The 19,581-nt window shown below is 46.2% G+C and carries 12 protein-coding genes; 2 read left to right on the forward strand and 10 right to left on the reverse strand.

What is annotated here, in order from left to right:
• Positions 1-257: 257 nt before the first annotated feature.
• On the forward strand, positions 258-1,250 hold the full coding sequence (locus AR543_RS17120) for a DUF1385 domain-containing protein (RefSeq protein ID WP_060535639.1): 993 nt from the start codon (positions 258-260) through the stop codon (positions 1,248-1,250).
• A 5-nt stretch (positions 1,251-1,255) separates the two neighbouring features.
• Positions 1,256-1,651: a hypothetical protein gene (locus AR543_RS17125; protein WP_145953930.1), complete on the forward strand. Its 396-nt coding sequence runs from the start codon at positions 1,256-1,258 to the stop codon at positions 1,649-1,651.
• Between the two features lie 152 nt (positions 1,652-1,803).
• Here AR543_RS17125 and AR543_RS17130 read toward each other — a convergent pair whose 3' ends face one another.
• From AR543_RS17130 to adhE, 10 genes are all read right to left on the reverse strand, one after another.
• On the reverse strand, positions 1,804-3,435 hold the full coding sequence (locus AR543_RS17130) for a family 10 glycosylhydrolase (protein ID WP_060535641.1): 1,632 nt from the start codon (positions 3,433-3,435) through the stop codon (positions 1,804-1,806).
• Between the two features lie 182 nt (positions 3,436-3,617).
• Positions 3,618-4,043, reverse strand: coding sequence for a transcriptional regulator MntR (mntR, locus tag AR543_RS17135; protein WP_017815291.1), 426 nt, complete (start codon positions 4,041-4,043; stop codon positions 3,618-3,620).
• A 219-nt stretch (positions 4,044-4,262) separates the two neighbouring features.
• Positions 4,263-6,290, reverse strand: a complete 2,028-nt coding sequence (gene metG / locus AR543_RS17140; RefSeq protein WP_060535642.1) for a methionine--tRNA ligase — start codon at positions 6,288-6,290, stop codon at positions 4,263-4,265.
• A 431-nt stretch (positions 6,291-6,721) separates the two neighbouring features.
• Entirely contained in the window at positions 6,722-7,042 is a 321-nt protein-coding gene (gene yidD / locus AR543_RS17145) for a membrane protein insertion efficiency factor YidD (protein ID WP_060535643.1), read from the reverse strand.
• Positions 7,039-7,584: a Fur family transcriptional regulator gene (locus AR543_RS17150; RefSeq protein WP_060535644.1), complete on the reverse strand. Its 546-nt coding sequence runs from the start codon at positions 7,582-7,584 to the stop codon at positions 7,039-7,041. The genes yidD and AR543_RS17150 overlap by 4 nt, the downstream gene beginning before the upstream one ends.
• A gap of 286 nt (positions 7,585-7,870) precedes the next feature.
• Positions 7,871-10,105: a stalk domain-containing protein gene (locus AR543_RS17160; protein ID WP_060535646.1), complete on the reverse strand. Its 2,235-nt coding sequence runs from the start codon at positions 10,103-10,105 to the stop codon at positions 7,871-7,873.
• A gap of 254 nt (positions 10,106-10,359) precedes the next feature.
• Positions 10,360-11,982: a glycoside hydrolase family 3 protein gene (locus tag AR543_RS17165; protein WP_060535647.1), complete on the reverse strand. Its 1,623-nt coding sequence runs from the start codon at positions 11,980-11,982 to the stop codon at positions 10,360-10,362.
• 332 nt (positions 11,983-12,314) lie between these two features.
• Positions 12,315-13,052, reverse strand: a complete 738-nt coding sequence (pflA, locus tag AR543_RS17170; RefSeq protein WP_060536829.1) for a pyruvate formate-lyase-activating protein — start codon at positions 13,050-13,052, stop codon at positions 12,315-12,317.
• Positions 13,053-13,372: 320 nt separating this feature from the next.
• Positions 13,373-15,640, reverse strand: a complete 2,268-nt coding sequence (gene pflB / locus AR543_RS17175) for a formate C-acetyltransferase (protein WP_060535648.1) — start codon at positions 15,638-15,640, stop codon at positions 13,373-13,375.
• A gap of 1,116 nt (positions 15,641-16,756) precedes the next feature.
• Positions 16,757-19,369 (reverse strand): bifunctional acetaldehyde-CoA/alcohol dehydrogenase, encoded by a 2,613-nt coding sequence (gene adhE, locus AR543_RS17180; RefSeq protein WP_060535649.1) that lies wholly within the window; start codon positions 19,367-19,369, stop codon positions 16,757-16,759.
• Between the last annotated feature and the right edge of the window lie 212 nt (positions 19,370-19,581).

Consider the following 19,581-nt stretch of genomic DNA (forward strand, 5'->3'; position numbering starts at 1 on the left):
TCCGTTCTGTCTTGCAAATAGCCAGAGATTATTTTACCATACCCTGCGTATTTTTGAGAATAGTCAGTTAAATAATTCACTTTTTGACCCCTGTCTGCAGATTCTGGTAATGGTACGTAAAATCCGCTACAATATGAGTAATAAGCATCTCTACTATATATGAAATGCTTAGTCGGCAAACATTTTTCAGCCGGTCATGGAATATGCGAAACCATCATTTTCAGGAATGATGAAGAATAATGGAAGGGTGACACTACTTGCCAAAACAATCCACTCCAGTCAGCTATGGCGGCCAGGCTGTAATCGAAGGCGTCATGTTTGGCGGAAAGCACGTCAACGTAACCGCAGTAAGACGCAAAGATGGTGAGATCACCTACCTGGAAGTTCCCAGACAGGACAAGCCCTGGGTTCGTACACTCCGCCGCATTCCGCTTCTGCGCGGTATTATTGGTCTGATTGACTCCAGCGCCAAAGGCTCCAAACATCTTAATTATGCTGCAGATGCCTATTCCGAGGACCAGATGGACCCAGAAGAATATGCGCAGCAGAAACAAAAAGAAGAATCCAAAAGAAGTCTCAGCATGGTCCTGGGTGTAGCTGTAGTCGGTGTGTTGTCCCTAATCGTCGGCAAGCTGATCTTTACAATCGTACCCGCTATGCTCGAAGGTCTACTGTTCAAAAATCTGTTCCATAACCTTTTTTTGCATACTCTGCTAGAAGGGGTTATTAAAATCATACTACTGCTTGTGTATCTATGGGGTATCTCCCAGACACCGTTGATCAAGCGACTGTTCCAGTATCATGGGGCTGAACACAAAGTGATTACCGCTTTTGAAAATGGTGCCGAATTGACACCGGAGAATGTCCAGCGGTTCAGCCGTCTGCATTATCGCTGCGGCAGCAGCTTTATTATTCTGACTGTCATTATCGGTGTTATTATTTATTCCTTGTTCCACTGGGATGGACTCGCCGAGCGAATCCTTCAGCGGATTATCCTGCTTCCTCTCGTGATAGGCGTTTCGTTTGAATTTCTGAAATTCACTAACAGCCTGCGTGATATTCCGGTACTGCGTTATCTCGGTTATCCGGGTCTGTGGCTGCAGTTGCTGACGACCAAGGAGCCTACCCTTGATCAGCTGGAAGTATCTATCGCTTCCTTTAACCGGATGCGTGAACTGGATGCGCAGCTGGCTCATGCGTCTGCATCATCTGCTGTTCCCGAAGTTTCTCCTGACCCTGTGAAAGGATGATAAAAATGAGAAGGTCATTTCCTCAATTGATTATTTTCGTCGTGATGATCCTGTTGGCTGTGATTGGACTCGCTTCGTCGGTATATCGGATGATATTCATGCCTGCCACTTTTAACTGGGGCGGATTGATTGTAACGGTAGTTATTCTGGCAATTGCGTTTATGCTGCTGCGTTCTTCCAGAGCTACTACCGGTATGGGCAAACAACCGAAAGTAAAGCCTTCTGCACGTACAATGGCCAAAGTCAAATCGCAGCAAAGTCAGTACAAAACATCAAGTAAATCGGCTCCTTTTGCCAAAAGTACTCCTTCTTCATCCGGCAAACCGAAAAAAAATTATCCATTCCAGGTGATCCAGGGCAACAAAGGCAAAGATGATGAGGATGTACCCAAGTTTCATTAAATGAACAGTTCTCTACCCCTCAGCGCCATTTTTGTTCAGCTTCTGCTTTATATCAAAAAAAACCATCAAACCTCTCTACTTATAGAGGCTTGATGGTTTTTTTGTGGTTTTCTTTGATATACAGTGAATTGGTTGCTGAGTAGCCTTTCGTTTTACAGGCCCCAGTACGAACGAAGCTTGCTGACGATATCCAGCGGATTCTTTTTCAGATCTTTGTAGCTAAAGAAGATACTGCCTTTGATATTGCTGTATTTCTCGTTATATTTCAGTTGGTTAATGATTTCATTGGATGTATTCCAGCCAATTTCCGGTGTATTGATTTTGTAAATAGCTTGACCGATATACAGATCGACTCCTGTATTCTTGGTCTCATTGGCCCACCAGTCTACGACTTTATCATAATGGGCTGCCGGCAAGGAGAAGCTCCAGTAGACCTGCGGAGCGATATAGTCGATCCAGCCATTTTTGATCCAGGTACGTGTATCGGCATACATGCTGTCATAAGCTGTTACGCCAGCTTTGGTATCGGAACCTGTAATATCATTGGATTTGTTACGCCATACGCCGAACGGGCTGATCCCGAAACGTACGGATGGCTTGGACGCATGAATCGATTTGCCCAGATCACGGACAAAACTGTTGATATTCGCACGTCTCCATTCACTTTTGCTTGTATAGCTGCCTTTGTAAGCGGCATAAGCCTTGTCATCACTAAACTTCTTGACAGAAGTCTCGGATGACGGGTAGAAATAGTCATCCATATGAACACCATCTACATCATAGTTGTTCACAACTTCCATTACTGTATCAATAATCGATTGACGGGCTGCCGGAATACCTGGATTGATATAGTATTTGCCGTCAAAATAAATTACCCAGTCCGGGTGCTGACGTACGACATGATTGGAAGCAAGTGTAGCTGTTTTGGAATCGGTCGTTGCCCGAAACGGATTGAACCAGGCATGAATCTCCATACCGCGCTTGTGCGCTTCGGATACCATGTATTCCAGTGGATCATAGCCAGGATTTTTGCCCTGTGTACCGGTCAGGAATTTGGACCATGGCATCGTTGCCGATTGATACAGCGCATCCCCCGAAGGACGTACCTGTACGAATACTGCATTCATGCCCATAGCCTGCAGATCATCCAGCTGCTTGGAGAATTCCTGCTTTTGCTTGGCTGCATTGGAACTGCTTGGCCAGTCCAGGTTAAATACTGTGGAGATCCAGGCACCACGCAGCTCTTTGGAAGCGGCTGGAGTACTGTTTGTCGGTTTGGTGGAAGGCGAAGCATTCAGTGTGCTTCCTTTTCCATTGGCACTGCCTGTGCTGGAATCCGTACCGCCGCCGGTAGTCAACGTGACAGTCTGTGTGGACTGATTCCAGTTGACGCCAAGACCGAGTCCCTCACCGATAAAGCGCAGCGGCACCATCACACGGCCGCTTTTGATCTGTACCGAAGTATCCAGCGCGACCGACTTGTTATTCACTGTAGCTGTCGGCTGTCCGGCTGCAAGTATCAATTTGTCGGTACCGTGAGTAATAGTAACTGTACTATTCTGCTGATCCCAGGCAATCTCGGCACCCATATTTTCACTGATCAGACGCAGCGGCACCATCGTGACATTCGTATCACGGGTAACATATGGAGCAGCATCTCCCTGAATACTTTTGCCATCCAGTACGATTTTGATGTTAGTATCGGCGGCGTACAATGTACTGCTCACCAACGGAAAAACAACGACAATAGCAAGAAATAATGATAAATACCGATAAATTTTCATCCATGTACCTCCAGTAAATCTTTTACCTGCTTCAATAGACTTGGCTCATCTGCTTTTGTAACGACAACTCTTCGACTCTGTCTCAATCATCTGCAATAACTTCACTTAATTAGACCTGTACCGTCCACAAAAGTTGCGGACAAAATAAAAGACATCTGCCAGATAATCGACAGATGTCTGCCCTATGAATCGCTAATCAGCTCATTTTGCAGTCTTTGCAGTTCGGCTACACGCTCCGGATCGCGGCGGAAATATTCGACCAGTGTCTCGATCTGGGTAATCGAATCCCAGCTCAGATGATGCTCGATGCCTTCAACGTCCTTATATATATAATCGGGATTCACACCGATAATACCCAGAAAATCTTCCAGCAGCTGATGACGGTCTACCAGGCGCTTGCCCATCTTTTTCCCTTTGCTGGTCAGTACCAGTCCGCGGTATTTCTCATAAATCAGGTATTCATCCTTATCCAGCTTCTGGATCATCTTCGTTACGGATGAAGGATGAACTTCCAATCCCTCCGCAATGTCCGATACACGCGCATAACCCTTCTGATCAATCAGCTTGTAGATGCGCTCCAAATAGTCTTCCATACTGGGCGTTGGCATCTTGCTCCCCCTTTGGCATACACTTTCTTATTTGTGATACAGGCGCCGTAGTATACGTATCCGGCACATAATTCATTCAATAATCATACATGGAATGTAGACAGCTTGGCAAGTTTTAACAGCGTTTTGCGCCATAAAAAGAACCTTCAATGATGCCGCAAAGACCATGCATTGAAGGTTCTCCGGTTATGACGAAAGCGGGCTTGTACGCCTGCTATTTTACTTTACAACAGCTCCATTAGGCATACCATCCGGCACAGTAGCCAGTGTCAGCTGATCTCCATGGGAAGCTGCCAGGATCATACCACGCGATTCTTCACCACGCAATTTGACCGGTTTAAGGTTGGTTACACAAATCACTTTACGACCTACCAGTTCTTCCGGTGTGTAGAATTTGGCGATACCGGATACGACCTGACGCTGCTCTGTACCGAGATCCAGCTGCAATTTTAGCAGTTTATCCGCTTTTTTGACCGGCTCGGCAGAGATAACCTGTGCTACACGCAGCTCTACCTTGGCAAAATCATCAATACTGATTTCTGCTTTTTCTTCGATTGGCTCTGCAGCTGGTGCGGTTACAGTCTGCTGCTCTGTCGCTGCCTGATCACTGGTATCATCAGCTGCTTTGAGTACGCCACCCATCGCTTCCACGATATAAGCCACTTCTTCCTTGGCATCCAGTCTTGGGAAGATTGGATCGCCTTTGACCACCCGCGTACCTGCAGGAATCTGCCCATACGTACGAATGCTGTCCCAGGTATTGAGTTCTTCGGCAGTTGCACCGATTTGCTCGCTGATCTGCTTGGGTGCACGTGTCAGGAATGGCTTCAGCAGCACGGAGATAATCCGCAGCGACTCTGCCAGATGGTACATAACCGAATCCAGCTGGGCACGATTGGCTTCATCTTTGGCAAGTACCCATGGTTGGGTCTCGTCAATATATTTGTTGGTACGGCTGATCAGCTGACTGATCGCTGTGAGAGCTACCGAGAATTCCAGTTTCTCCATCGCCTGTTCGACTTTATCAATTGTCTGTTGAACCGTATCTTCCAGCAGCCCGTCTACTTCGAGTACACGACCAGCATAGCCAGGGATCGTACTGTCACAATATTTATCGATCATTGCGACCGAACGGTTGAGAAGGTTACCCAGATCATTGGCCAAATCAGAATTGACGCGATCTACAAAGCTCTCCGGTGTAAAGGTACCATCCGAACCAAACGGCACTTCGCGCAGCAGGTAATAACGCAGCGCATCCAGACCATAGCGGTCGATCAGTGTCACGGGGTCAACCACGTTACCTTTGGATTTGGACATTTTGCCATCTTTCATCAGCAGCCAGCCGTGACCGAATACTTTTTTCGGTAGCGGGATATCCAGCGCCATCAGCATGATTGGCCAGTAGATCGTATGGAAACGTACGATCTCTTTGCCGACCAGGTGAATATCAGCAGGCCAGAACTTGTTGAATAGCTCCGGATTGTCGGTACCATAGCCCAGCGCTGTAATATAGTTAGATAATGCATCGATCCATACATAGACGACATGTTTTGGATCATCTTTGACTTTGACACCCCAGTCAAAGGTTGTACGGGATACCGCCAGATCTTCCAGACCTGGTTTGATAAAGTTATTGATCATCTCGTTCTTGCGGGATTCGGGTTGGATAAAATCAGGATGATCCTGATAATACTGCAGCAGGCGATCTGCATATTTGCTCATACGGAAGAAATAGGATTCTTCTTTGACCAGTTCGACCGGGTGGCCACTGTCCGGGCTTTTACCGCCGGTCACTTCGCCTTTATTGTTACGCACAACGTCGACCAGCTGGGTCTCGGTATAGTAGGTTTCATCCGGAATACTGTACCAGCCTTCGTATTCCCCTTTGTAAATGTCGCCCTGTTTCAGCAGGCGGTCAAAAATTTCCTGTACCACTTTTTTGTGACGATCTTCGGTTGTACGAATAAAATCGTCATAGGAAATATCCAGCTTGCTCCACAGGCTTTTGATTCCTTCAACGATTCCGTCGATAAACTGCTGTGGAGTCTGACCTTTCTCTTCGGCCTTGCGCTCGATCTTCTGACCGTGTTCATCGGTTCCAGTCAGGTAACGAACCTCGTACCCTCTCATACGCTTGTAACGAGCCATGGCATCGCCGGCTACCGTTGTATACGCGTGACCGATATGTAGCTTGTCACTCGGATAATAAATAGGTGTGGTAATATAGAACGTTTTGTTATCAGACATTATTATTCCTCCTTGGTTAGAATCAACGAAAACAGCATCAGGTATAGGCATAGCGGTATATACTGCATAATCAAATTTATCCGGCGAAAGCTCTGATGACGGCATAACAAAAAGCCCCCGTCCCTAATGGGACGAGAGCTTGTACTCACGTGTTACCACCCAACTTCCCTGCTCATTTACATCAGCAGGCTCAGCGACCTTTGCAGGCCGGCCATTAACGCTGGCTCACGCTGCAGCCTTACGTCCTACACTCTGAACAAGTGTGCTTCGCTCGACTCCAGTTCCTCCCGGACCATCTTCTACAGCGGCTCCCAGACCGGTTCACAGCTGCTCCGGCTCTCTGTACTGGGCCTAACCCGTATACTTATCCATTCACTGGAAACGTATATATGACTTGTGTAATTGAATATACCTAATTCTCCGGGAAACTGTCAAGCATTACGACGGTTCTGTATCAGCTCCGGCTCTTGTGATGAAGAAGCTGCTGCACGTTCCGAACCAGTCGTTTTCCGCTCTTTTGCGGGAGGTACCGGATCGATGCCTCCCGGATGAAACGGATGACATTTGCCGATACGTATCGCTGCCAGCAGGCTGCCTTTGAATACGCCATGAACCTCAATCGCTTCCAGTGCATACTGGGAACAGGTCGGATAGAACCGGCAGCTCGGCGGCTTGAGTGGAGAAATAAATTTGCGATATATATGGATCGGCACCTGTACGGCTCGGCGGCTCCATTTCTGTGGCTTATTCACTGGCTTTTGCCTGCCGCATATTCGGTATGTGCTACAGGCACACTGGTTTTCAGATGCAGTGCCGGTCCTTCTTTGCCGTCCCCACCCTTGCCGGCAGCCGCCTGTTCATCCGCTGGAAGATTACCCAGCTGCATCCGGCAGTCCTTGCAATAACCGAACACTTCGAACTTGTGGCGAATGACTTCAAATTGCTCAGGCATATCCGTCATATCCATCGGGCAAAAAGCGATCGGATACGTTTTCTCGCACTGCAAACAGATCATATGATGGTGATGATGATCCTGGCTGCAGTGGCTTTTGAATTTGACGCCATCTTCGAATACGATCTGCTCCAGTACACCCAGCTCCTGCATGACACGCAGATTGCGGTACACAGTATCAAAGCTGAGTCCGCTGTATTTTTGTCCCATATATTCATAGACATCTTTGGCTGTCAGATAACCCGGTGCTTCCGCAAACAGTTTGGCCAGTGTACGGCGCTGATCGGTAATCCGCAGTCCCTGTTTTGACATAATATTAATAATTTCCTCGGTAGACAGCATGAGTCGCTCCTCCTGTCATGGTTGCAGCTAATTTCTATTTTAACCATTGTTTATATTTTATTCGTAATAATAACTATTATATACCAAAACCAAAGCAATGCCGAGTTCTGGAGGCACTATTTTTTGTCAATCTATTTGATTCTAAAGGTGATTCTGATTTCATGCAACCCGGTAAGCAAAATAAAAACCGGAGCTGCAGGGCAGGCTCCGGTCGTAGTACAGGACAGCTATACGGCTGCCTTTTCATTTCGGTGGAACAATTATAAAAATGAGTGCATTTTACAGATTACTGCTTTTTGGCCGGCAGCTGATTGAACAGCAGGTTAACCGGCAGATTGCTGCCCGGTGCTGCTGTGAACCAGATCTCTACGGATTCTGTATCCAGTGCGCCGGTACGATAGATAACTACATTATCGTTGGCAGAAGTAGCTGCACCGTTGTTTTTGATTGGTGTGCTAACACCATTCACGAAGATATAACCAGAGTAACGACCACCACGCGCATTAAAGGAAATCAGCGTGTTTGGTGCTACCATATCCAGTTTGATTTTGTACAGTACACCAAAGTTACCAGCATTGGATGCTTCGGTCATGGACATTGGATCTGTACCTGTCAGGTTTGGATCACTGTTGTTGTCACCGAGTGGAATACGTACATTGGAATTACCGATCAGACCAGGTACATGCATAATGCGTGTTGCATTGTCATACGTACCACGGTTGTGGATACCGTCGCGATCCAGTTTAGGCAGAGTAGCCATGGAAGCGATCGGATCTGCATTTTCATCAACCATCATTACTGTATATTGAACAGTAGCATCACTCACCAGATCACCATACAGAGAGATAACATTGTCCGGTTTGATCGTTGTTGCATTCAGTTGATTGAAAATGATCTGACTTTGTCCCGGTTGGATAACTACAGTCTGTGCATCTGTACCGGATTGCAGAGATTTGTAATAACGATCGATAGAAACTTTACCTGCTGCAGTAGCATAAACGTTAGGACCACCAAAACCTACATCCTGAATATTCAGTGTTGCAGGTGTTGCATTGGTATTGGTTGCAATAACGTACATCTTAACGCGTTTGCCGGTTTCATTAACATGGTGAACCATAATACGTGTTGGTCCGCTTGCATTTTCCTGGTACACAATACCTTCGGACAATGTTCTTTCCGGGCTGTTACTGCGGATCAGGCGTACCGGCTCCGAAGTTACTTCAGAAGTCATTGTCTGCCATGTTGGGATCTCGGCACCATTGATATTGAAAGAATCACCGATAGGTGTGAACAGCGGATAGAACTGCTCTGCTGTATACAATGTATCATTGGTAATATTGATTGTTTTGCTGTACGTGCCTGTCGCACCATGCTTATCGGTGACAGTCAGTGTAATTGTCTGTGGTCCCGGTGTGAAGAATGCCAGTTCTTTGTTGACCCATTGTGTTTTACCGGCATCAATAGCATTTTCATCATCTGTACTCATATCGGTATAGTTGATAACTTCACCCATACGGTAGGATTCACTGTTGGTTGTGAACATCGCTACCGGCGGCTGATTGGGAGGCAGTACATTGATTGTTACCGTATATGGATCGCTCCATTGTCCGGCAGAATCCATGATCTGGTACGTTACGACATGAGAACCGGCTTCAGCGAAAATATCTTCGCGTCCTGTCCAGCGCTCATCCGCAACCGGGCCACCATCAGGTGTTTTGGTTTTGGTTGTATACTGTACGGTCGTTTGCGTAGCATAGATAGCTGTAGGTGACACGGTAAAGGAAGCCGTAGGTTTTACCTGCAGATCCATGATTACCATTTTGCCTTGAACCGTATATGGAATATTCAGTGCAGCCGTGATGGACGTCAGCGGTACCATGAATACACTTTTCTGTTGGTAAGAAGGGCCTTTCATCAGTGTACGTACACCATCTACTGTGTAATACTTACTGTCTGTTGTGAAACGCAGTTCTTTACCGTCTTTTTTCATGACGGTTTCTTTGGTCTTGGAATCATATGTAAGCGTCAGTCCAACACGCTCTACCAGTGCACGCACAGATACATAGGATACTCCATTTTTAACCGTCATCGGTTGGTTGGAATAATACAATTTACCATCACGGTAAATCTGATTGGAATTCATCATGAAAATCAGTTTGTTCGGTCCTGCAGAGTATACATCTGTTACTACGGATGGCTGGCTTGTAGTGGGCTCAGCAGGTGTAGTAGGTGCAGTTGGTGTTGGTGTAGCAGGTACAGCCGGTGTAGTCGCTGGATCTGCAGGTGACGTCGTATCTTCTGTAGTTCCGTCGTCTGCGCCTGTCTGATCATCTGTCCCGGTTGTATCTGTTGCAGGATTGATGGATGGAACCGTATAGGTATTTGGGGCATTATCATATACGTCCTGTACAATACCCGTGTCTGTATCACCTTCTGCTGCAAATGCCTGACTGGCAGGATATGCTGCAACGATCTGTGTAGAGGCGAGAACAGCCACTAGAAAACTCTTCTTGAATTTCATTATTCGACTCCTTCTTGTAGCAATCTACTGTAATTTAAATGTCAAAAAACAGAATCCCCCCGAAATGACACATTATTAAGACGCAGTACTTTTCAAAAAGTTTCTCTGTTCTTAAGGAAAGCTTGCTGCTTTTTTTGTCATTCACATTTTAGACACAAATGGACTGACAGCTGCGACAGGTATTAGTCAAAATGGATGGGAATGTATATCCCCATCCAGCTGCATTTCTTTGAAAAAGAAATAGAAAGGAACCTTTATATTTCAGCAAGATAATATGGATTCAGGCTGACAGGTAGTTTACCAGTAGGCGTCTGATTGCCTGTCAAAACAGCTGCCAGCGCTTCAATCGCATATTTACGATTCTCATAGCAGCATATATACGTATCCACTTCTGGCAGATGATTGATGTCATACGGATTACGTACAGATATTACGATAAGCGGAGTATCCGGCAGCGCTGCAAGAGCGGCAGTCAGTCTGGCCTGCCCTGCCGGAAGTTCGCCGGCTGATGTATACGTCGCCATCAGGATAAAATCTGCTGTCTGCGCACGCTGCATAACCTGCGCAATCTGTGAATCTTCCACTTCTGCATCTATAATCATCTCGTCTGTCATAACATGATAGGAACGAAGTGCCTCACTCAGACTGGCATAGTGACCGGCTGGCTCATCCACTTCGGTCTCGCGGGTAACCTGCGGCCAAATAACCAGTCCCTGCTGTTCGGTTGGCAGCGGCAGCTGACCATTATCTTTTACAACGGTGATACTGCGCAATGCTGCTTCACGAAGTACATTTTCGGATTCTGTGGTATGCAGGCGGAATGTATGATCGTCTTGTTCCGAAATCAGTCGGTTCATTTCCCTTCTGGCTTTTAGCGATAAAATACGCTGAACCGACTCATCAATACGCGCTTCGGTCAATCTGCCTTCATCTACAGCTGTACGAACCGCTTGGATAGCAGCCACCTGATCGGACATCGTATGACTGACCAGCAGCAAATCAGCACCTGCCTGCAGCGATCGTACTGCTGCTTCCGGAATAGGAAAGTGCTTGGCAATAGCATGCATTTCCAGACAGTCCGTAATGATCAATCCCTGAAATCCCATCTTCTCCCGCAGCAGACCGGTTAATACTGCCGCAGATAGCGTTGCCGGAATCTGTTCCGTCTCAAATGCCGGAAATATTACATGAGCAGACATAATCAAATCTACGCCAACGTCGATAGCACGCTGAAAAGGAAGTAATTCTACATTCTCCAATCTGTTTCTGCCATGAGGCACAGAAGCCAGCCCATAATGGGAATCTACATCCGTATCTCCATGTCCGGGAAAATGTTTGGCTGTTGCAGCGACCTGTTCCGCCTGCATAGCCATGATCGCTGCAGCTCCATGCTCGGCTACTTTGCCCGGCTTTTCGGAATAGGATCTTACCCCGATTACCGGATTACGGGGATTGTTATTCACATCGATACAGGGAGCCAGGTTGAGATTAATCCCCAGCGTACGAAGCTCTCGTGCACTGATAGCAGCCACCTGACCTGTTAGTTTTGGATCGTCTGCTGCACCAAGCGACATATTGCCCGGAATCAGACTAAGTTCTTCCCGATCAATCCGGCTAACCATGCCACCTTCCTGATCAATCGAAATTAATAAAGGAGGCAGACCTTGACGAATGGCTATCTGCTGAAGACTAGCTGATAATTCTTGAATTTGCTGCGGTGTCCCTATATTGCGGCGGAAATAGATGACTCCGCCCATCGCATACTGCTCAATCAATATTGTCACTTGCTCATCCGGCACAATATCATGAAATCCGCCTATAAATAACTGTCCGATTTTCTGGTCAAGCGTCAGATCCGATAACTGAATCCTATTCATGTATATCCTCCCTGTATCATGGACTGGTTATGCCTCTTCAGTATACGAGCAAGCTCATGTGACAACAAGAACATGTCTTCCTGCTGATTAGACTAAATAATCACCTTCCCTATTACCGCAATACTAGCAACAAACAGGAAAAAGCCTCTCTATCCCAAAGGACAGAAAGGCTGATTCCGGCACATGTCTGTTGTGATTCCCATCCTGCATCCCCCCGAATGCATTCCGACCCAATCATCTGCAGCCCATATTTCATTTTGCATATCGATCCTGCAGCAGCATGTACATTAACCTGTATCTTGTGCGTATATTGGAGCACTTATACGTATAAGTTATACGCAGGTCGCCTGGCGGCGTCCTTGTTCGATCAGGCGATAGGCACGTTCTACTTCTTCGTCAGTCGGAGAAGGCACGCCATCCAGCGGATAGATGCGGCCCAGCGACTGCCATTTGTAAATGCCCATCTGGTGATAAGGAAGGATTTCGAATTTTTCTACACCTTTGAGAGTGCCGATAAATTCACCCAATGCAATCAGATCTTCTTCAGCATCGTGAATGCCGGGTACAAACACATGGCGTATCCACATTTTGCGCTCATGATCCGATAACCACTGTGCCAGTTTCAGCGTGCGCTCATTGGATACTCCGGTGAGCTTTTTGTGTTTTTCGTTATTAATATGCTTCAGATCCAGCATAACCAGATCAGTCACTTCCAGCAGTTCATGAATCTTTTCCCCATCATTGTATCCGTTACTATCCAGGGTAGTATGCAGATTCCAGCGTTCTTTTACCGCTTTGAACAATGCTTTGACAAAAGGAGCCTGAAGAGTCGGTTCGCCGCCCGATACGGTAAGTCCACCGCCGGAGCTGCGGTAGTAATTCAGGTAAGGCTCAATCTCAGCCAGCACTTCTTCCAGCTGCATCACCTTGCCTCCGTCCAGATTCCAGGTATCGGGATTATGACAATACTGGCATTGCATCAGACACCCCTGCATAAATAATACGAAACGAATACCTGGACCATCGACAGTACCGAATGTTTCCAGCGAGTGAACACGGCCTGTTACCATGATCATTCAGCCCCTTTCCTTGTGGTGTGATTTGCCACTGCTGCTTCAGATAGAAATTAGCGGGATTTTTAGAGTGACACCGCTTCGAGTAAATGGATTGCTCTTCTGCCGCTTGTTGTGGCAGGATATCTGGAATGACTGCTGAAGCAGTCGATATCCTGGCACAAAGGCGGCGTCAGAGCAATTCCATTTACTCTCCGCTCAGTGTCGGGAGAAACACTAATTTCTAAAAGAATTGCAGTTGGCAAGCATTGGTGCGGTAATTTGAATATATTTTTTGGATGCTCTTTTGTACTTTTTATTGCATTTTGCACGTTCTATTACATTGCGTTGTGGAATGTGCGGTTGATGACATCCAGCTGTTGTTCGCGTGTCAGTTTGATAAAGTTAACGGCATATCCGGATACGCGGATTGTCAGCTGTGGATAGTTTTCCGGGTGATCCATCGCGTCGATCAGCTGCTCACGGTCAAAGACGTTGACGTTCAGGTGATGAGCGTCGCTGCCAAAGTAGCCGTCAAGCATAGCTACCAGATTGGATTTGCGGATTTCTTCTTCTTTGCCCAGTGCTTTTGGTACGATCGAGAAGGTATTGGAGATACCATCCAGGCTGTGTTCGTATGGTAGTTTGGCAACAGAGCTCAGGGATGCCAGGGCACCTTTTTTATCACGTCCGTGCATTGGGTTGGCACCAGGTGCGAATGGTTCGCCTGCTTTACGTCCATCTGGTGTAGTACCCGTTTTCTTACCGTATACGACGTTGGAAGTAATAGTGAGTACGGATTGAGTCGGTACAGCTTCACGATACGTTTTGTGCTGGCGAATCATGCCCATGAATGTCTCAACGAGTTCAACAGCAATCTGGTCGACACGATCATCATTGTTACCGTAGCAAGGGAATTCGCCTTCGATTTCAAAGTCGACTGCAATGCCTTGCTCGTTACGAATTGGTTTGACTTTGGCATATTTGATAGCGCTCAGAGAATCGGCTGCTACTGATAGACCGGCAATACCACAAGCCATAGTGCGCAGAATATCACGGTCATGCAGTGCCATTTCGATACGTTCGTAGCTGTATTTGTCATGCATGTAGTGAATGATGTTCAGCGCATCCATGTATACTTTGGACAGCCATTGCATCATTGGTTTGTAGCGTGCGATTACTTCATCGTAGTCCAGATATTCAGAAGTGATCGCCGGGAATTCTGGTCCTACCTGAGCACCGGATTTCTCGTCTTTACCACCATTGATCGCATACAGCAGTGTTTTGGCCAGGTTGGCACGAGCACCGAAGAACTGCATTTGTTTACCGATACGCATTGCGGATACGCAGCAAGCAATACCGTAGTCATCGCCATAGATCGGACGCATCAGATCATCATTTTCATACTGGATCGAGCTGGTCTCGATCGATACTTTGGCACAGTATTTTTTGAAGCCTTCCGGCAGTTTTTCGGACCAGAGGACAGTCAGGTTTGGTTCCGGTGCAGGTCCCAGATTGTATAGGGTGTGCAGGAAGCGGAAGCTGCTCTTCGTTACTCTTGTTGTTCCGTCAACCGCCATACCACCGATCGACTCGGTTACCCAAGTTGGGTCACCACTGAACAGATCATTGTAATCCGGAGTACGCAGGAATTTGACAATACGCAGTTTCATTACGAAATGGTCAACCAGCTCCTGAGCTTGTTCTTCGTTCAGTGTACCTTCTTGCAGGTCACGCTGGATGTAAATATCCAGGAAAGAAGATACGCGTCCGAGAGACATTGCTGCACCGTTTTGTTCTTTGACGGCAGCCAGATAACCGAAGTACAGCCATTGGAAAGCTTCTTTGGCGTTTTGAGCCGGTTTGGAAATATCCATACCGTGAGCGGCTGCCATTTGTTTCAGTTCATTCAGTGCGCGGTACTGCTCGCTGATTTCTTCACGCAGGCGAATGGTTGCTTCATCCATGCCTTCGCCGATTGTTTGATCATGCTCTTGCTGTTTTTGTTTCATCAGGAAGTCTACGCCGTATAATGCTACCCGGCGATAGTCACCAATGATACGACCGCGACCGTAAGCATCTGGCAGACCAGTTACGATACCGGATTTACGGGCTGCACGAATCTCTGCAGTATAAGCATCGAATACACCCTGGTTATGTGTTTTGCGGATATTGGTGAATGTATCGACGATCGATTGCGGAACTTCAAAGCCGTAAGCTTTACAAGCATCGATGACCATCCGAATACCACCGTAAGGTTGAATAGAGCGTTTGAACGGCTCGTCTGTTTGTACACCGACGATTTGTTCTTTTTCTTTGTCCAGATAACCAGGACCGTGGGATGTGATCGAACCCGGAGTATTTACATCAACGTCCCATACGCCGCCTCTTTCACGTTCTTCTTTGGAGAGTTGAGATACAATTTTCCATAGATCATTTGTATTTTGAGTAGGTCCTGCCAGGAATGATTCATTTCCAAGGTAAGGATTGATATTCTCATCAATAAAGTTTTTAGTATCAACATGGTTGGTCCATTTGCCTTTGTTAAAACCTCTCCATGCATCCTGTTGTGATTGGTCCATTACATTTCTCTCGATTACCGACATTGATAATCCCTCCATAATTTGTGAATTTAATCACAAATGATATTGTGGCTGTACCTTGACTAAACATTGGACCGGCTACTGTGTGCTCCGGCTATGTCTTTATTATGACGGACAGACCTGTTTGAGTATGTGACATATATCACAAATAAAGAGACGAAATATGATTTTTATCACTTTCTGTCACTGGTACAGCACAATTTTAAATATATAACAGATTGATATGCTGCAGCTGAAGTTCTAGATTACAGAACAACATTTTGTTGCCGACTCCAGCCAAGCAGCAGTACAGCGGGCAATGAAATAGAGATACAGTTGCTGCAAGTTTGAAGTGTTCAAAATGATACTACATCACTTTGAAGAAAATAAGCGATAAAGTTATGGCTGCGTCATTACTTTGGAAGAAACACTTTACAGATTTGTTCTGTGCAGAAATGTGGTTGAAACGCTACTGATTCACTACTCATATAGCACTCATTCACCACTCCAGAAAGGAATAAGAGCTGCTCCTCCTGTTAAGCCTGGAGATTCTGAAGTGTTAGGGCAAAGGTGAATCTCCAGGCTTAAATGTCGTCACTGCCCTTATTTCCTTTCTTCCGTTCCGTGCTTATTGCATCATTAGAAGGTGCACGGTGCGACATCATTCTATTTTACTTTCATCATGCTAAATTTCCATCTATCACCCCCTCTCTGGTATGGATTAATGAGTACAAAAATACCTATACCGCTGCACATGAATTGGACTATTCATAGACTAGACTACTCGCAGCGAAGGTAAGGCAATTCTCCTTCAAGCCGACATTTAAGAATGGATATGTACCGCTGTAAGCGGTGATTCAGACATATCCATTCTTAACCGGAGGCCGGAAGGAGAATCCCTTGCCGGAGCGCTTGCTGCCTCCGCTCCCCATTAACCAGCCTCATCCATTCTTTTATTAATAAGCTCAAAAGTTGCAGTTGCAGCCCAATGATATGCGACTAAACAAAATAATAAAAGAATTGCTTCCACCTGCTGCGTACAGCAGCTAAATGGAAGCAATCCCGATTATCAATAAACTACGTTATACAATTATATGAGGTTTGCTGCTATTTATGAGCGGCTTGCATCGATCTGTGGTCTTACTCAAATTTACCGTAGAAAGCGTTACGGTATACATCAGCCAGTTCGGTTACCAGCGGCATTTTAGGATTGGCAGTTGTACATTGGTCTTCAAATGCACGGTCAGCCAGGTAATCGACATGTGCTTCAAAGTCTTTGGCATCAAAGCCCAGTGCTTCGAACGATTCAGGGATACCCAGTTTGCGGTTCAGATCGCGAATTGCGTTGATCAGGCTGGTTACACCTTCTTCGGTAGTACGTGCCGGCAGTCCCAGGATACGGGCAATTTCAGCGTAACGTTCGTCAGCGATAAAGTGCGAGTATTTAGGGAACGATGCGAATTTGGTAGGTTTTTTCGCATTGTAGCGGATAACATGCGGCATCAGGATCGCGTTGGTACGTCCATGTGCTGTATGGTATTGTCCGCCCCATTTGTGTGCCAGACTGTGGTTGATGCCCAGGAATGCGTTGGCAAAGGCCATACCGGCTATCGTCGAAGCATTATGCATTTTTTCACGAGCCAGTTTGTCGCCTTGCAGTGCCGACTGTTCCAGGTATTGGAAGACCAATTGGATCGCTTTGATCGCCAGACCATCAGTGTAGTCATTTGCCATATTCGATACATAGGCTTCAATCGCATGAGTTAGTACATCCATACCGGTATCGGCTACAGCTACACGTGGCAGGGAGTAGACAAATTCAGGGTCTACAATCGCTACGTCCGGAGTCAGCTCATAGTCTGCCAGAGGGTATTTGGTATTGCCTTTTTCTTTGTCTGTAATAACCGCGAACGAGGTAACTTCCGAACCTGTACCCGAAGTAGTAGGAATCGCTACGAATTGCGCTTTTTGTCCCAGATGCGGGTATTTGTAGATCCGTTTGCGGATATCCATGAATTTTTGTTTCAGGTTGTCAAATTCTACATCAGGATATTCGTAGAACAGCCACATGCCTTTGGCAGCATCCATTGGTGATCCGCCACCGAGTGCGATAATGCAGTCAGGCTGGAAGCGTTCCATCATTTGACGGCCGCGTTCTACTGTAGTTGTCGATGGATCCGGCTCTACATCGGAGAATACTTCGATCGCTACCGGTGTCTGACGTTGACGCAGGTAATGTTCTACTTTTTCGACATAGCCCAGTTGTACCATCATTGGGTCAGTAACGATGATAACGCGGCTGATGTTTGGCATTTTGGCCAGGTATTGAGTCGAACCTTTTTCAAAGTACACTTTGGAAGGAATCTTGAACCATTGCATATTCACGGTACGACGCGCCACCCTTTTCACGTTAATCAGATTGACTGCTGTTACATTGGAAGATGTCGAGTTACGGCCATACGATCCGCAGCCCAGTGTCAGGGAAGGCAGGTTCGTATTGTAAATGTCGCCGATGGCGCCATGTGTCGAAGGTGAATTCACGATGATACGTCCGGTTTGCAGACGATCTGCGAACTTCTGGATCACTTCATCATTGTTGGAATGGATAGCCGAAGAGTGACCCATACCACCGAATTCTACAATTTGTGCAGCACGTTCGATACCTTGTTCTGCCGTCTTCACTTTGTAACAAGCCAGTACAGGACTGAGTTTTTCAGCGGACAATGGATATTTGGTTCCTACACCTTCCAGTTCAGCGACCAGAATTTTGGTGCCTGCTGGAACAGTGATACCGCTCATTTCAGCGATTTTGGTTGCTGGTTGACCGACGATTGCCGGATTGACTGCACATTTCTCTACATTCATGGCACCTGCAGTCAGTTTGCCTACTTCTTCTTTACTCAGGAAGTAGCAACCGTTGTCGATCATCAGTTTTTTCACTTGCTCGAATACGGGTTCTTCGATGATCACAGCTTGTTCGGATGCACAGATCATACCGTTGTCAAACGATTTGGACAGAATCAAGTCGGTTACCGCTTGTTTGAGGTCTGCACTTTTCTCAATAAAGGCAGGTACGTTACCAGGACCTACGCCGAGTGCAGGTTTACCACAGCTGTAAGCCGCTTTGACCATTGCGCCGCCGCCAGTAGCGAGGATCAATGCAACATCAGGATGATTCATCAGTGCATTCGTTTTGTCCATGGAAGGATTATCGATCCACTGGATACAATCTGCAGGAGCGCCATGTTTGACAGCTGCTTCGAGCAGGATTCTTGCAGCTTCCTTACTACATTGCTGTGCAGATGGGTGGAAACCGAAGATAATCGGGTTACGCGTTTTGATGGCGATCAGTGCTTTGAACATGGTAGTCGATGTTGGGTTGGTTACAGGAGTGATCCCCATGATCGTACCAACCGGTTCAGCGATTTTCTGGAAGTTGTCGTATGCATTGTCTTCAATGATACCAACTGTTTTTTCGTTTTTGATGCTGTGATATATATATTCAGTCGCAAAGATGTTTTTGGTGATTTTGTCTTCATATACCCCTCTGCCTGTTTCTTCAACAGCCAGCTTGGCGAGATACATATGTTTGTCCAGTCCGGCAAGTGCCATAGCCTGTACAACTTCATCAATTTGTTCCTGATTCATTTTCATAAATGCGGCTTGTGCTTTGTTCGCTTTGTCAATCATTCTTTGAATTTCTTCCTGTGCAGTAACTTCTACGGTGCGAGTGGCATCATTTTTAACAGCCATTTCTCTCATCCTCCTCAGAATGTGTGGTGCTTTCTGTCTACGCACTGATCATAGCATAGAGATATAAATCATAATGTGATTTTTTTCACAATCAATTTTTATTTTTAAAATATTAATCATTTTGTTTTTTCTTTTTGCATTTTGAAGTAACGCGCGTTATAATATAAGTGAAAATAATCACAAAGTTTAAATTTCAAAAGAATGATGATCAT

The organism is Paenibacillus bovis (genome assembly GCF_001421015.2).
In the GTDB taxonomy this organism is placed as follows: Bacteria; Bacillota; Bacilli; order Paenibacillales; family Paenibacillaceae; genus Saccharibacillus; species Saccharibacillus bovis.

Bases quoted from the DNA above. Each gene is read 5' to 3' on its own strand.
- mntR (WP_017815291.1), bottom strand. From the start codon at position 4,043: ATGCCAACGCCCAGTATGGAAGACTATTTGGAGCGCATCTACAAGCTG.
- AR543_RS17150 (WP_060535644.1), bottom strand. From the start codon at position 7,584: ATGCTGTCTACCGAGGAAATTATTAATATTATGTCAAAACAGGGACTG.
- adhE (WP_060535649.1), bottom strand. From the start codon at position 19,369: ATGGCTGTTAAAAATGATGCCACTCGCACCGTAGAAGTTACTGCACAG.
- AR543_RS17125 (WP_145953930.1), top strand. From the start codon at position 1,256: ATGAGAAGGTCATTTCCTCAATTGATTATTTTCGTCGTGATGATCCTG.
- pflB (WP_060535648.1), bottom strand. From the start codon at position 15,640: ATGTCGGTAATCGAGAGAAATGTAATGGACCAATCACAACAGGATGCA.
- AR543_RS17160 (WP_060535646.1), bottom strand. From the start codon at position 10,105: ATGAAATTCAAGAAGAGTTTTCTAGTGGCTGTTCTCGCCTCTACACAG.
- pflA (WP_060536829.1), bottom strand. From the start codon at position 13,052: ATGGTAACAGGCCGTGTTCACTCGCTGGAAACATTCGGTACTGTCGAT.
- AR543_RS17130 (WP_060535641.1), bottom strand. From the start codon at position 3,435: ATGAAAATTTATCGGTATTTATCATTATTTCTTGCTATTGTCGTTGTT.
- AR543_RS17165 (WP_060535647.1), bottom strand. From the start codon at position 11,982: ATGAATAGGATTCAGTTATCGGATCTGACGCTTGACCAGAAAATCGGA.
- metG (WP_060535642.1), bottom strand. From the start codon at position 6,290: ATGTCTGATAACAAAACGTTCTATATTACCACACCTATTTATTATCCG.